The organism is Streptomyces caelestis, from assembly GCF_014205255.1.
GTDB lineage: Bacteria > Actinomycetota > Actinomycetes > Streptomycetales > Streptomycetaceae > Streptomyces > Streptomyces caelestis.
In genome coordinates, this window is record NZ_JACHNE010000001.1 from 7,715,201 (window position 1) to 7,728,049 (window position 12,849).

The 12,849-nt window shown below is 71.0% G+C and carries 12 protein-coding genes; all 12 read left to right on the forward strand.

The genetic code is table 11. From position 1 onward, the window contains the following. The first annotated feature begins 4 nt into the window (after positions 1 to 4). The 12 genes from HDA41_RS35015 to ispG all read left to right on the forward strand — a co-directional run bounded on the left by HDA41_RS35015 (position 5) and on the right by ispG (position 12,839). Positions 5 to 877, forward strand: coding sequence for a glycosyltransferase family 2 protein (locus tag HDA41_RS35015; protein WP_184994000.1), 873 nt, complete (start codon positions 5 to 7; stop codon positions 875 to 877). A gap of 103 nt (positions 878 to 980) precedes the next feature. After that, positions 981 to 1,910 (forward strand): ABC transporter permease, encoded by a 930-nt coding sequence (locus HDA41_RS35020; RefSeq protein ID WP_184991169.1) that lies wholly within the window; start codon positions 981 to 983, stop codon positions 1,908 to 1,910. A 4-nt stretch (positions 1,911 to 1,914) separates the two neighbouring features. Then, positions 1,915 to 2,691, forward strand: coding sequence for an ABC transporter ATP-binding protein (locus HDA41_RS35025; RefSeq protein WP_221512852.1), 777 nt, complete (start codon positions 1,915 to 1,917; stop codon positions 2,689 to 2,691). 359 nt (positions 2,692 to 3,050) lie between these two features. Beyond that, positions 3,051 to 3,953 carry a squalene synthase HpnC gene (gene hpnC, locus HDA41_RS35030; protein WP_184991173.1) on the forward strand — a complete coding sequence of 301 codons (903 nt, stop codon included), beginning with the start codon at positions 3,051 to 3,053 and terminating at the stop codon, positions 3,951 to 3,953. Next, positions 3,950 to 4,900 (forward strand): presqualene diphosphate synthase HpnD, encoded by a 951-nt coding sequence (gene hpnD / locus HDA41_RS35035; RefSeq protein WP_184991175.1) that lies wholly within the window; start codon positions 3,950 to 3,952, stop codon positions 4,898 to 4,900. Before hpnC ends, hpnD begins: the two co-directional genes overlap by 4 nt. Before the next feature lie 95 nt (positions 4,901 to 4,995). Continuing rightward, positions 4,996 to 5,265, forward strand: a complete 270-nt coding sequence (locus HDA41_RS42870; protein WP_358980565.1) for a DUF6380 family protein — start codon at positions 4,996 to 4,998, stop codon at positions 5,263 to 5,265. Continuing rightward, positions 5,262 to 6,674: a hydroxysqualene dehydroxylase HpnE gene (gene hpnE / locus HDA41_RS35040; RefSeq protein WP_184991177.1), complete on the forward strand. Its 1,413-nt coding sequence runs from the start codon at positions 5,262 to 5,264 to the stop codon at positions 6,672 to 6,674. The genes HDA41_RS42870 and hpnE overlap by 4 nt, the downstream gene beginning before the upstream one ends. Before the next feature lie 74 nt (positions 6,675 to 6,748). Further along, positions 6,749 to 7,813 carry a polyprenyl synthetase family protein gene (locus HDA41_RS35045; protein WP_184994002.1) on the forward strand — a complete coding sequence of 355 codons (1,065 nt, stop codon included), beginning with the start codon at positions 6,749 to 6,751 and terminating at the stop codon, positions 7,811 to 7,813. A 122-nt stretch (positions 7,814 to 7,935) separates the two neighbouring features. Continuing rightward, positions 7,936 to 10,011, forward strand: coding sequence for a squalene--hopene cyclase (gene shc / locus HDA41_RS35050; protein ID WP_184991179.1), 2,076 nt, complete (start codon positions 7,936 to 7,938; stop codon positions 10,009 to 10,011). Then, the gene (locus tag HDA41_RS35055) at positions 10,008 to 10,649 is read left to right on the forward strand and encodes a phosphorylase family protein (RefSeq protein WP_184991181.1); all 642 of its coding nucleotides are present in this window, start codon (positions 10,008 to 10,010) and stop codon (positions 10,647 to 10,649) included. Before shc ends, HDA41_RS35055 begins: the two co-directional genes overlap by 4 nt. 5 nt (positions 10,650 to 10,654) lie before the next feature. Continuing rightward, positions 10,655 to 11,677, forward strand: coding sequence for an adenosyl-hopene transferase HpnH (gene hpnH / locus HDA41_RS35060; protein WP_184991183.1), 1,023 nt, complete (start codon positions 10,655 to 10,657; stop codon positions 11,675 to 11,677). Positions 11,678 to 11,681: 4 nt separating this feature from the next. Then, positions 11,682 to 12,839: a flavodoxin-dependent (E)-4-hydroxy-3-methylbut-2-enyl-diphosphate synthase gene (ispG, locus tag HDA41_RS35065; RefSeq protein ID WP_184991185.1), complete on the forward strand. Its 1,158-nt coding sequence runs from the start codon at positions 11,682 to 11,684 to the stop codon at positions 12,837 to 12,839. The last annotated feature ends 10 nt before the right edge of the window (positions 12,840 to 12,849 follow it).

Genomic DNA, 12,849 nt, shown 5'->3' on the forward strand with positions numbered 1-12,849 from the left:
CGGCATGAAGGTCGGCGCCGTCATCATCACCATGGGCAACCGCCCCGACGAACTGCGCGCCCTGCTCGACTCGGTCGCCAAGCAGGACGGCGACCCGGTCGAGGTGGTCGTCGTCGGCAACGGCTCGCCCGTACCGGACGTCCCCGAGGGCGTCCGCACGATCGAGCTGCCCGAGAACCTCGGCATCCCCGGCGGCCGCAACGTCGGCATCGAGGCCTTCGGCCCCGCCGGCCGGGACGTCGACATCCTGTTGTTCCTCGACGACGACGGCCTGCTGGCCGGCCACGACACCGCCGAGCTGTGCCGCAAGGCCTTCGAGGCCGACCCGAAGCTCGGCATCATCAGCTTCCGCATAGCCGACCCCGACACCGGCGTCACCCAGCGCCGGCACGTCCCCCGGCTGCGCGCCTCCGACCCGATGCGCTCCTCCCGGGTCACCACCTTCCTCGGCGGCGCCAACGCCGTCCGCACCCGGGTCTTCGCCGACGTCGGCGGACTCCCGGACGAGTTCTTCTACGCCCACGAGGAAACCGACCTCGCATGGCGGGCCCTCGACGCGGGCTGGATGATCGACTACCGGTCCGACATGGTGCTGTACCACCCGACGACCGCTCCCTCGCGGCACGCGGTCTACCACCGCATGGTCGCCCGCAACCGCGTCTGGCTCGCCCGCCGCAACCTCCCCGCGCTCCTCGTCCCCGTCTACCTCGGCGTGTGGCTGCTGCTCACCCTCGTACGCCGTCCCTCCCGCTCCGCCCTGCGGGCCTGGTTCGGCGGATTCCGCGAGGGCTGGACCACCCCGTGCGGGCCACGCCGTCCGATGAAGTGGCGTACGGTGTGGCGGCTGACCCGGCTGGGCCGGCCCCCCGTCATCTGACAAGCTCGTATCGGAGTATCCGGGAGCACCCGGGCCGTACCCTGGCCCCCGGCTCATGCAGGCCCGGACAGGCCGCGCATCTCGAAGACGAAAGTTTCCACTAGTGAGTGAGACAACGCACGACGCCACGGTCGCGGTGAGCGCGCCCGCGGCGCCCGACGAGGGACTCGCGGCGAGGGAGCTCGCCGCCAAGTACGGGCTGAGCGTGAGCGGCGCCCGGCCGTCCCTCATCGAGTACGTCCGTCAGCTCTGGGACCGGCGGCACTTCATCCTCGCCTTCTCCCGCGCGAAGCTGACCGCCCAGTACAGCCAGGCCAAGCTCGGCCAGCTGTGGCAGGTGGCCACACCGCTGCTGAACGCGGCCGTGTACTTCTTCATCTTCGGCCTGCTCCTGGAGGCCGACCGGGGCATGTCCCGCGAGGTGTACATCCCGTTCCTGGTCACGGGCGTGTTCGTGTTCACCTTCACGCAGAGCTCGGTGATGGCGGGCGTGCGCGCGATCTCCGGCAATCTCGGCCTGGTCCGCGCCCTGCACTTCCCGCGCGCCTCGCTGCCGATCTCCTTCGCGCTCCAGCAGCTCCAGCAGCTGCTGTTCTCGATGATCGTGCTGTTCGCCGTCACGGTCGGCTTCGGCCACTACCCGGACCTGTCCTGGCTGCTGATCGTGCCGGTGCTCGTCCTGCAGTTCTGCTTCAACACCGGCCTCGCGCTGATCATGGCCCGGGCGGGCGCCAAGACCCCGGACCTCGCGCAGCTGATGCCGTTCGTGATGCGGACGTGGATGTACGCGTCGGGGGTGATGTTCTCCATCCCGATTTTCCTCCAGGACAAGCCGGACTGGATCGCGAACGTCCTCCAGTGGAACCCGGCGGCGATCTACATGGACCTGATGCGCTTCGCCCTCATCGACGACTACAGCTCCAAGTTCCTCCCCGACCACGTGTGGGCGGCTGCGGGCGGCTGGGCCGTGCTGTTCGCCCTGGGCGGCTTCGTGTACTTCTGGAAGGCGGAGGAGAGGTACGGCCGTGGCTGAGCAGATGCAGGACGAACGGATCCCCACCGTCATCGCGGACGACCTGCACATCGTCTACCGCGTCAACGGCGCCAAGACCGGCAAGGGCAGCGCCACCGCCGCGCTCAGCCGCATCCTGAAGCGGGGCTCCGGCGACGCGGCCCGGGGCGTGCGCAAGGTGCACGCCGTACGAGGCGTCTCCTTCGTGGCGTACCGCGGCGAGGCCATCGGACTGATCGGCTCCAACGGCTCCGGCAAGTCGACGCTGCTGCGCGCCATCGCCGGTCTGCTCCCCGCTGAGCAGGGCAAGGTCTACACCGACGGCCAGCCCTCGCTGCTCGGCGTCAACGCGGCCCTGATGAACGACCTCACCGGCGAACGGAACGTCATATTGGGCGGGCTCGCCATGGGCATGTCCCGGGAGGAGATCAAGGAGCGCTACCAGGACATCGTCGACTTCTCCGGCATCAACGAGAAGGGCGACTTCATCACCCTGCCCATGCGCACCTACTCCTCCGGCATGGCGGCCCGCCTCCGCTTCTCCATCGCCGCGGCCAAGGACCACGACGTCCTGATGATCGACGAGGCCCTGGCCACCGGCGACCGCAAGTTCCAGAAGCGCTCCGAGGACCGCATCCGGGAGCTGCGCAAGGAAGCCGGCACCGTGTTTCTGGTCAGTCACAACAACAAGTCGATCCGCGACACCTGCAACCGCGTCCTGTGGCTGGAACGCGGGGAGCTGCGGATGGACGGCCCGACCGACGAGGTGCTCAAGGAGTACGAGAAGTTCACCGGCAAGTAGCCCGGCCCGTCCAGGGCCCCGCCGGAACTGTTCCGACGGGGCCCTGCGTTGCAAAAGAAACGTCAACTCCGGCCCCGCTTGGGAAGCTTGGGGCCAATCGGTGTGTTCTCGTGATGTGCGGGACACCCTGGCGAACCCCGATGCGTTGTACAACGTAAGCTGTACCGGTCCCGAAACACGGCAATCAGGGCGATAATGCGCGACACCGCTCGTCGGACCGCCGTGCGGACGGCCGGGGCGGCGTGTCCGAAATAGTGTGTATTGGGTCGGCAGTGTAGAACGGGAGATGTGACGGCAATGGCTACGGAAACTCCCCAGCTCCACGCAGCACGTGCCGTCCTCGCGCCGGGCAGCCGGCGGTGACGGGAACCGGCACGGCGCGCGCCCTCGATCCGGAGCGCGGCACGCTCGACAAGGCCGCGGGTGAGAACTTCCCCGTGGCCCCGTTCTTCCTGCCCCGGGCCTGGCGCACCGACCTCATGGCCGTCTACGGCTTCGCCCGTCTCGTCGACGACATCGGCGACGGCGACCTGGCCCCCGGCGGCGCCGACGCCCGACTGCTCGGCGTGTCCCCGCAGGAGGCCGAGGACCGGCTGGTCCTGCTGGACGCCTTCGAGGCCGATCTGCGCAGGGTCTTCGACGCGACCCCGCGTCATCCGCTGCTGCGCCGCCTCCAGCCGACCGTGCGCCTCCGCTCCCTGACCCCCGAGCCGTTCCTCGGCCTGATCGCCGCCAACCGCCAGGACCAGCTGGTCGGCCGCTACGAGACCTACGACGACCTCCTCGCCTACTGCGAGCTCTCCGCCAACCCCGTCGGCCGTCTCGTCCTCGCCGTCACCGGCACCTCGACACCCGAGCGGATCCGCCGCTCCGACATGATCTGCACGGCCCTCCAGATCGTCGAGCACCTCCAGGACGTGGCCGAGGACCTCGGCCGCGACCGCGTCTACCTGCCCGCCGCCGACATGAAACGCTTCCACGTCCAGGAGGCGGACCTCGCCACGGAATCCGCCGGAGCGTCGGTCCGTGCGTTGATTGCGTACGAAGCGCAAAGGGCCCTGGATCTCCTTAATGAAGGCGCGCCCCTGGTGGGTAGCGTCCACGGCAGGTTGAAGCTGCTGCTCGCAGGATTCGTGGCGGGGGGAAGGGCGGCCGTCCGCGCGATCGCCGCCGCCGACTACGACGTACTTCCCGGCCCGCCCAAGCCCGGCAAGGTCCGGTTGCTGCGTGAGGTGGGCGTGACTCTGCGAGGAGAGGGGTGATCCGGACCGTGGAGTCGGAACCACACGCGTCCTCACCGGTACTCGCCGCCTACAGCTACTGCGAGACCGTCACCGGGCGGCAGGCCCGCAACTTCGCCTACGGCATCCGGCTGCTGCCGACGCCCCAGCGCCGTGCGATGTCGGCGCTGTACGCGTTCTCGCGACGGGTCGACGACATCGGCGACGGCGCGCTCGCCGACGACGTCAAGGTGGCCAGGCTGGAGGAGACCCGGACGCTGCTCACCCGGATCCGCGAGGGCGAGGTGGCGGAGGACGACACCGACCCGGTCGCCGTCGCCCTCACGCACGCCGCCGGGCACTTCCCGATCCCGCTCGGCGGCCTGGACGAGCTCATCGACGGCGTCCTGATGGACGTACGCGGCGAGACCTACGAGACCTGGGACGACCTGAAGGTCTACTGCCGCTGTGTGGCGGGGGCCATCGGGCGTCTCTCGCTCGGTGTGTTCGGCACGGAACCGGGGGCGCGCGGTGTCGAGCGCGCGCCCGAGTATGCCGACACGCTCGGTCTGGCGCTCCAGCTCACCAACATCCTCAGAGACGTCCGCGAGGACGCCGTGGACGGGCGCACCTATCTGCCCGCCGATGACCTCGCCAAGTTCGGCTGCTCGGCCGGCTTCAGCGGGCCGCGGCCACCGGAGGGCTCCGACTTCGCAGGCCTCGTGCACTTCGAAGTGCGACGGGCCCGCACTCTTTTCGCCGAGGGTTACCGGCTGCTCCCCATGCTCGACCGGCGCAGCGGCGCCTGTGTCGCCGCCATGGCCGGCATCTACCGCCGCCTCCTCGACCGCATCGAACGCGACCCGGAGGCGGTGCTGCGCGGCCGCGTCTCCCTGCCCGGCCGGGAGAAGGCCTATGTCGCCGTGCGCGGCCTGTCCGGCCTCGACGCCCGCCATGTGACCCGACGGGCCGTCAGGAGGCGCGCGTGACGAACGAACCGGCCCAGGGGGACGCCACCGGCGCCCGCGCTCACGCCCACCGCGCGGGCGCGGTCCTGCGCTGCCGGACAGCGTCGGGGAACGCGATGCCGCGCGACCCGTGGGCCCGCCATGAGGCCGAGCCGGTGCTCTCCGTGGTTCGTCGACGGGGTCGGGTCGCGGTTGTTGGCGCCGGGTCGGGTGATTCTGCCCGTGTGGCTCGGGTGGTTGGGCGCGGGCGCGACAGCTCTCTCGGTCATGCCGTCGGAGACAAGCGGTGGGCAACCCTCCGGCGTGGGACGGCGTCCCTGACGGAGATGGCCGGTCGCGCACCGTTCGAGCAGTGCGGCCGCCGCGCAGGGGAGGGTGCACGATGACCCACGGCACGGGACCACGGGGACCGGTCGCGGACGGGCGGCACACCGTCGTGGTGGGCGGCGGGCTCGCAGGCGTCACCACCGCGCTCGCGCTCGCCGACGCCGGCGTGCGCGTCACCCTGCTGGAGGGCAGGCCGAGACTCGGCGGCCTGGCCTTCTCCTTCCAGCGCGGCGAGCTGACCGTCGACAACGGGCAGCATGTGTACCTGCGCTGCTGCACCGCCTATCGCTGGTTCCTCGACCGCATCGAGGGCGCGGCGCTCGCTCCGCTCCAGGACCGGCTCGACGTGCCCGTCCTGGACGTCACGCGGCCCGCGGGGCGGCGGCTCGGCAGGCTGCGGCGCGACGCGCTGCCCGTGCCCCTGCACCTGGGCCGCAGCCTCGCCGCGTACCCGCACCTGTCGCTCGCCGACCGCGCCAAGGTGGGCCGGGCCGCGCTCGCGCTCAAGGGGCTCGACCTCGCCGATCCGGCCCTGGACACCGAGGACTTCGGCAGCTGGCTGGCCGCGCACGGCCAGTCGAAGCGCGCCGTCGAGGCCCTGTGGGACCTGGTCGGGGTCGCCACCCTCAACGCGGTCGCGGGCGACGCCTCCCTGGGGCTCGCCGCGATGGTGTTCAAGACCGGTCTGCTGTCCGACCCGGGCGCGGCCGACATCGGCTGGGCTCGCGTCCCGCTCGGCGACCTGCACGACCGGCTGGCCCGCAAGGCGCTCGACTCCGCGGGCGTCCGCACCGAGGTCCGTACCCGCGTCACTTCTGTCTCCCACGACGGGAACGGGGGGTGGAGCGTTCAGGTGCCCGGCGAGACGCTCCAGGCCGACGCCGTCGTGCTCGCCGTACCGCAGCGCGAGGCGCACGACCTGCTGCCCGCGGGTGCCCTCGACGCGCCCGAGCGGCTCCTGGAGATCGGCACCGCGCCCATCCTCAACGTCCATGTGGTGTACGACCGCAAGGTGCTCGCCCGGCCCTTCTTCACCGCCCTCGGCACCCCGGTGCAGTGGGTCTTCGACCGGACCGAGGCGTCCGGGCTGCGCACGGGGCAGTACCTCGCCGTGTCCCAGTCGGCGGCCCAGGACGAGATCGACGAGCCCGTGGCCGTGCTGCGCGAGCGGTACCTGCCCGAACTGGAGCGGCTGCTGCCCCTGGCCCGCGGCGCCGACGTGAAGGACTTCTTCGTCACCCGGGAGCGCACCGCGACGTTCGCTCCCACTCCCGGCGTCGGGCGCCTCAGGCCCGGCGCCCGCACCAAGGCATCCGGCCTCTACCTGGCCGGAGCGTGGACCGCCACCGGGTGGCCCGCGACCATGGAGAGTGCGGTCCGCAGTGGAGTCGGTGCGGCGGACGCCGTACTGGGCGCCCTGGGCCGGCCCCGCCCCCGCCACCTCTTCGAGTTCGAGGAGGCGGCGTGATGCTCGACCGACGCAGCGCGGCAGGCGGCCCCCGCACCCCCGGTACCGCAACAAGAGGAGAGACTGTGCCCACTGTGCCCCCGGCCTCGAAGGCCGCTCGAGAGACCGCGGTGGACGTGACCGCGCTTCTGGAGCGCGGCCGGACCCTGGCCGCTCCGGTACTGCGGGCGGCCATCGACCGCCTGGCACCTCCCATGGACACTGTTGCCGCCTACCACTTCGGATGGATCGACGCCCAGGGCCGGCCCGCGGAGGGGGACGGCGGCAAGGCCGTGCGCCCCGCCCTCGCGGTGCTGTCCGCCGAGGTCATGTCAGCCGCCCCCGAGACCGGCGTCCCCGGCGCCGTCGCCGTGGAACTCGTCCACAACTTCTCCCTCCTCCACGACGACCTGATGGACGGCGACGAGCAGCGCCGCCACCGCGACACCGTCTGGAAGGTGCACGGCCCCGCCCAGGCCATCCTGGTCGGCGATGCCCTGTTCGCCCTCGCCAACGAGGTGCTCCTCGAACTCGGCACCGTCGAGGCCGGCCGCGCCACCCGCCGTCTGACCACCGCCACCCGCGCCCTGATCGACGGCCAGGCCCAGGACATCTCCTACGAGCACCGCGACCGCGTCAGCGTCGAGGAGTGCCTGGAGATGGAGGGCAACAAGACCGGCGCCCTGCTGGCCTGCGCCAGCTCCATCGGTGCCGTCCTCGGCGGCGCCGACGACCGCACCGCCGACTCACTGGAGAAGTACGGCTACCACCTGGGCCTCGCCTTCCAGGCCGTCGACGACCTCCTCGGCATCTGGGGCGACCCGGTCTCCACCGGCAAGCAGACCTGGAGCGACCTGCGCCAGCGCAAGAAGTCGCTGCCGGTCGTGGCCGCGCTCGCGGCGGGCGGCTCCGCCTCCGAGCGGCTCGGCGAGATCCTCGCCGCCGACGCCAAGAGCAGCGACTTCGAGAACTTCTCCGAGGAGGAGTTCGCGGCCCGCGCCGCCCTCATCGAGGAGGCGGGCGGCCGCGAGTGGACCGCCGACGAGGCACGCCGTCAGCACACCATCGCCATCGAAGCCCTCGACGCCGTCGACATGCCCGACCGGGTGCGGGAGCAGTTCACGGCGCTCGCGGACTTCGTCGTCGTACGAAAGAGATGATCACCATCGGTCGAATAGCCCTCGCGTAGTCGCCGGCCGGTGCCGCGAGAGACCACGGAGCACCGGCCGACGGCGGACCCACAGCAGCTGCACACCTTGCACCACTGCACGAAGGGGAAGCCATGACAGCGACGACCGACGGAAGCACCGGGGCCCTGCCACCCCGCGCCGCCGCGGCCAGCGACACCGACACCGACACCCCCGCGGCGGCCGGGGTACCAGAAGCCGCCGCCCGCGCCGCACAGCGCGCCACGGACTTCCTGCTCTCGCGTCAGGACGCCGAGGGCTGGTGGAAGGGCGACCTCGAGACCAACGTCACGATGGACTCCGAGGACCTGCTGCTCCGTCAGTTCCTGGGCATCCGCGACGAGAAGACCACCCAGGCCGCAGCCCTCTTCATCCGCGGCGAGCAGCGCGAGGACGGCACATGGGCCACCTTCTACGGCGGCCCCGGCGAACTCTCCGCCACCATCGAGGCCTACGTCGCCCTCCGCCTGGCCGGTGACGAGCCCGGCGCACCGCACATGGCGAAGGCCTCCGCCTGGATCCGCGAGCAGGGCGGCATCGCCGCCGCCCGGGTCTTCACCCGGATCTGGCTGGCCCTGTTCGGCTGGTGGAAATGGGAGGACCTGCCCGAACTTCCTCCGGAGCTCATCTACTTCCCGAAGTGGATGCCGCTCAACATCTACGACTTCGGCTGCTGGGCCCGGCAGACCATCGTCCCGCTGACGATCGTCTCCGCGAAACGGCCCGTACGCCCCGCGCCCTTCCCGCTGGACGAGCTGCACACCGACCCGGCCCACCCGAACCCGGCCAAGCCCCTTGCCCCGGCGTTCAGTTGGGACGGCGCCTTCCAGCGCATGGACAAGGGCCTGCACGCCCTGCGGAAGGTCGCGCCGCGCCGGCTGCGCAGAGCCGCGATGAACAGCGCCGCCCGCTGGATCATCGAGCGGCAGGAGAACGACGGCTGCTGGGGCGGCATCCAGCCCCCGGCCGTGTACTCGATCATCGCCCTGCACCTGCTCGGCTACGACCTCCAGCACCCCGTGATGCGCGAGGGACTCGCCTCGCTGGACCGGTTCGCCGTGTGGCGCGAGGACGGGGCCCGGATGATCGAGGCCTGCCAGTCGCCGGTGTGGGACACCTGCCTGGCCGCGATCGCACTCGTCGACGCCGGACTGCCCGCCGACCACCCGCAGTTGGTGAAGGCCGCGGACTGGATGCTGGGCGAGGAAATCGTCCGGCCCGGTGACTGGTCGGTGCAGCGGCCCGGACTGCCGCCCGGGGGCTGGGCGTTCGAGTTCCACAACGACAACTACCCCGACATCGACGACACCGCCGAGGTGATCCTCGCCCTGCGCCGGATCGCCCACCACGACCCGGTGCGGGTGGACAAGGCCGTCCGGCGCGGTCTGCGCTGGACCCTCGGCATGCAGTCGAAGAACGGCGCGTGGGCCGCCTTCGACGTCGACAACACCAGCCCCTTCCCGAACCGGCTGCCGTTCTGCGACTTCGGCGAGGTCATCGACCCGCCCTCCGCCGACGTCACCGCGCATGTCGTCGAGATGCTCGCGGTGGAGGGTCTCGCCCACGACCCGCGCACCCGGCGGGGCATCGAGTGGCTGCTGGCCGAACAGGAGCCCGACGGCTCGTGGTTCGGGCGCTGGGGCGTCAACTACGTCTACGGCACCGGGTCCGTCGTACCCGCCCTGGTCGCCGCGGGCATCCCCGCCGCGCACCCGGCGATCCGCCGGGCCGTGACCTGGCTGGAGTCGGTCCAGAACGACGACGGCGGCTGGGGCGAGGACCTGCGCTCCTACCGGTACGCCAAGGAGTGGAGCGGCAGAGGCGCCTCGACCGCCTCCCAGACGGCGTGGGCCCTGATGGCCCTGCTCGCTGCGGGGGAGCGGGACTCCAAAGCCGTCGAACGCGGCATCGAGTGGCTCGCCGCCACCCAGCGGGAGGACGGTTCCTGGGACGAGCCGTACTTCACGGGGACGGGCTTCCCGTGGGACTTCTCGATCAATTACCACCTCTACCGGCAGGTGTTCCCGCTCACCGCGCTCGGCCGGTACCTGCACGGTGAACCCTTCGCCGACCGGCACCGGGGGAGCGGGGCGACCGGGAAGCCGTCCGCCGAGGCCAAGGGGAGCGGAAAGATCCGGATGCCGCTCGCCGAGGCCAAGGGAGCTGAATGAGCACACAGCCCGCCCCGGCCCCTCTGCTGATCGCCTGCGCGCTCGGCATCGAGCAGCTCGCCCTGCGCGCGGGGGACCGTGGCGGCGCCGGCGGGCCGGTCACCGTGCTGCGGACCGGTATGGGGCCGGCGGCGGCCGAGCGGTCCGTCACCCGGATGCTCACCGATTCCGCCCTGCGCGACGCCGCCGTCCTCGCCACCGGCTTCTGCGCGGGGCTCGCGCCCGGCATGCACCCCGGGGACCTGGTCGTCGCCGAGGAGACCCGCGACCCGCGCGGTACGACCGCCTGCGTCGGGACGGACCTGCTGGTCAATGAGCTGGTCCGCGCGGTGCCCGGGCGGAACGTGCACGCCGGGCCGCTCACCGGCTCCGACCACGTCGTGCGCGGTCACGAACGGTCTGCGCTGCGCGCGACCGGCGCGATCGCGGTCGACATGGAGTCGGCGGCCACGCTTCTGAGCGCCGTGCGCGCGGGCGAGCGCCCGGTTGCGGCCGTCCGGGTGGTCGTGGACGCTCCAGAACATGAACTCGTCCGGATCGGCACGGTACGCGGTGGAATATCAGCTTTCCGTGTCCTTTGTTCCGTCCTTCCCGCATTCTTCGAATGGCACCGTTCCTTGCTGCTCCCCAGGAGGTGAGCCAGATGGCCATGCCGCTCCGACAGTCCATCAAGGTCGCTACATACTTGGCTGAACAGAAGCTCCGCCGGCGGGACAAGTTCCCGCTCATCGTGGAGCTGGAGCCGCTGTACGCCTGCAACCTCAAGTGCGAGGGGTGTGGCAAGATCCAGCACCCGGCCGGGGTGCTCAAGCAGCGGATGCCGGTCGCCCAGGCCGTGGGGGCCGTGCTGGAGTCCGGTGCCCCCATGGTGTCCATCGCCGGTGGCGAGCCGCTGATGCACCCGCAGATCGACGAGATCGTGCGTCAGCTGGTGGCCAGGCGGAAGTACGTTTTCCTGTGCACCAACGCCCTGCTCCTGCGCAAGAAGATGGACAAGTTCAAGCCCTCCCCCTACTTCGCCTTCGCGGTGCACATCGACGGGCTGCGCGAGCGGCACGACGAGTCGGTGGCGAAGGAGGGCGTGTTCGACGAGGCGGTCGAGGCCATCAAGGAGGCGAAGCGGCAGGGCTTCCGGGTGACCACCAACTCGACCTTCTTCAACACCGACACCCCGCAGACCATCATCGAGGTGCTCAACTTCCTCAACGACGACCTCAAGGTCGACGAGATGATGATCTCGCCCGCCTACGCCTACGAGAAGGCCCCCGACCAGGAGCACTTCCTGGGCGTGGAGCAGACCCGCGAGCTGTTCAAGAAGGCCTTCGCGGGCGGCAACCGGCGCCGCTGGCGGCTCAACCACTCCCCGCTCTTCCTGGACTTCCTGGAGGGCAAGGTCGACTTCCCGTGCACCGCCTGGGCGATCCCGAACTACTCGCTGTTCGGCTGGCAGCGCCCCTGCTACCTGATGAGCGACGGCTATGTGCCGACGTACCGGGAGCTGGTCGAGGACACCGACTGGGACAAGTACGGCCGCGGCAAGGACCCGCGCTGCGCCAACTGCATGGCGCACTGCGGCTACGAGCCCACCGCCGTCCTCGCCACCATGGGGTCGCTGAAGGAGTCCCTGCGCGCCCTGCGCGAGACGGTCTCCGGAAACCGGGAGTGACGTCATGACCGCCATCCCGCTGGGCGTTCCCGAGGTGCCGGTCCGGCCGGTCGCGGAGCGGCGCGTGTCACGCCGGATCCAGCTCGGTCCGGTGGCGGTCGGGGGCGGGGCCCCGGTGTCGGTGCAGTCGATGACCACGACCCGTACGTCGGACATCGGCGCCACCTTGCAGCAGATCGCCGAACTCACCGCGTCCGGCTGCCAGATCGTCCGGGTCGCGTGCCCCACGCAGGACGACGCGGACGCGCTCGCGACCATCGCGCGCAAGTCGCAGATCCCGGTGATCGCGGACATCCACTTCCAGCCGAAATACGTGTTCGCGGCCATCGAGGCGGGCTGCGCGGCGGTACGCGTCAACCCCGGCAACATCAAGCAGTTCGACGACCGGGTCAAGGAGATCGCGCAGGCCGCCAAGGACCACGGCACCCCGATCCGGATCGGCGTCAACGCCGGGTCGCTGGACCGGCGGCTGCTGAAGAAGTACGGCAGGGCGACCCCCGAGGCGCTCGTGGAGAGCGCGCTGTGGGAAGCCTCCCTGTTCGAGGAGCACGACTTCCGGGACATCAAGATCTCCGTCAAGCACAACGACCCGGTCGTCATGATCGAGGCGTACCGGCAGCTCGCCGAGCAGAGCGACTACCCGCTGCACCTGGGGGTGACGGAGGCGGGCCCGGCGTTCCAGGGCACGATCAAGTCGGCGGTGGCGTTCGGGGCGTTGCTGTCACGGGGCATCGGCGACACCATCCGGGTGTCGCTGTCGGCGCCGCCGGCCGAGGAGGTCAAGGTCGGCATCCAGATCCTGCAGTCCCTGGGGCTCAGGGAGCGCCGGCTGGAGATCGTCTCCTGCCCCTCCTGCGGACGCGCCCAGGTCGACGTGTACAAGCTCGCCGACGAGGTCACGTCCGGCCTTACGGGCATGGAAGTGCCGTTGCGGGTCGCCGTCATGGGGTGTGTGGTCAACGGACCCGGCGAGGCGCGGGAGGCCGATCTGGGGGTGGCCTCCGGCAACGGCAAGGGGCAGATCTTCGTCAAGGGCGAGGTCATCAAGACCGTCCCCGAGTCGAAGATCGTCGAGACGCTGATCGAAGAGGCGATGAAGCTCGCCGAGCAGATGGAGCAGGACGGCGTGGGGCCGGGGGAGCCGGCCGTCACCGTGAGCTGAACAGCACGGA

Excerpts from the sequence above, each read along its gene's own strand:
- HDA41_RS35055 (WP_184991181.1), top strand. The coding sequence starts at position 10,008 with ATGAGCACACAGCCCGCCCCGGCCCCTCTGCTGATCGCCTGCGCGCTC.
- shc (WP_184991179.1), top strand. The coding sequence starts at position 7,936 with ATGACAGCGACGACCGACGGAAGCACCGGGGCCCTGCCACCCCGCGCC.
- hpnE (WP_184991177.1), top strand. The coding sequence starts at position 5,262 with ATGACCCACGGCACGGGACCACGGGGACCGGTCGCGGACGGGCGGCAC.
- HDA41_RS35015 (WP_184994000.1), top strand. The coding sequence starts at position 5 with ATGAAGGTCGGCGCCGTCATCATCACCATGGGCAACCGCCCCGACGAA.
- hpnH (WP_184991183.1), top strand. The coding sequence starts at position 10,655 with ATGGCCATGCCGCTCCGACAGTCCATCAAGGTCGCTACATACTTGGCT.
- HDA41_RS35025 (WP_221512852.1), top strand. The coding sequence starts at position 1,915 with ATGCAGGACGAACGGATCCCCACCGTCATCGCGGACGACCTGCACATC.
- ispG (WP_184991185.1), top strand. The coding sequence starts at position 11,682 with ATGACCGCCATCCCGCTGGGCGTTCCCGAGGTGCCGGTCCGGCCGGTC.
- HDA41_RS42870 (WP_358980565.1), top strand. The coding sequence starts at position 4,996 with ATGCCGCGCGACCCGTGGGCCCGCCATGAGGCCGAGCCGGTGCTCTCC.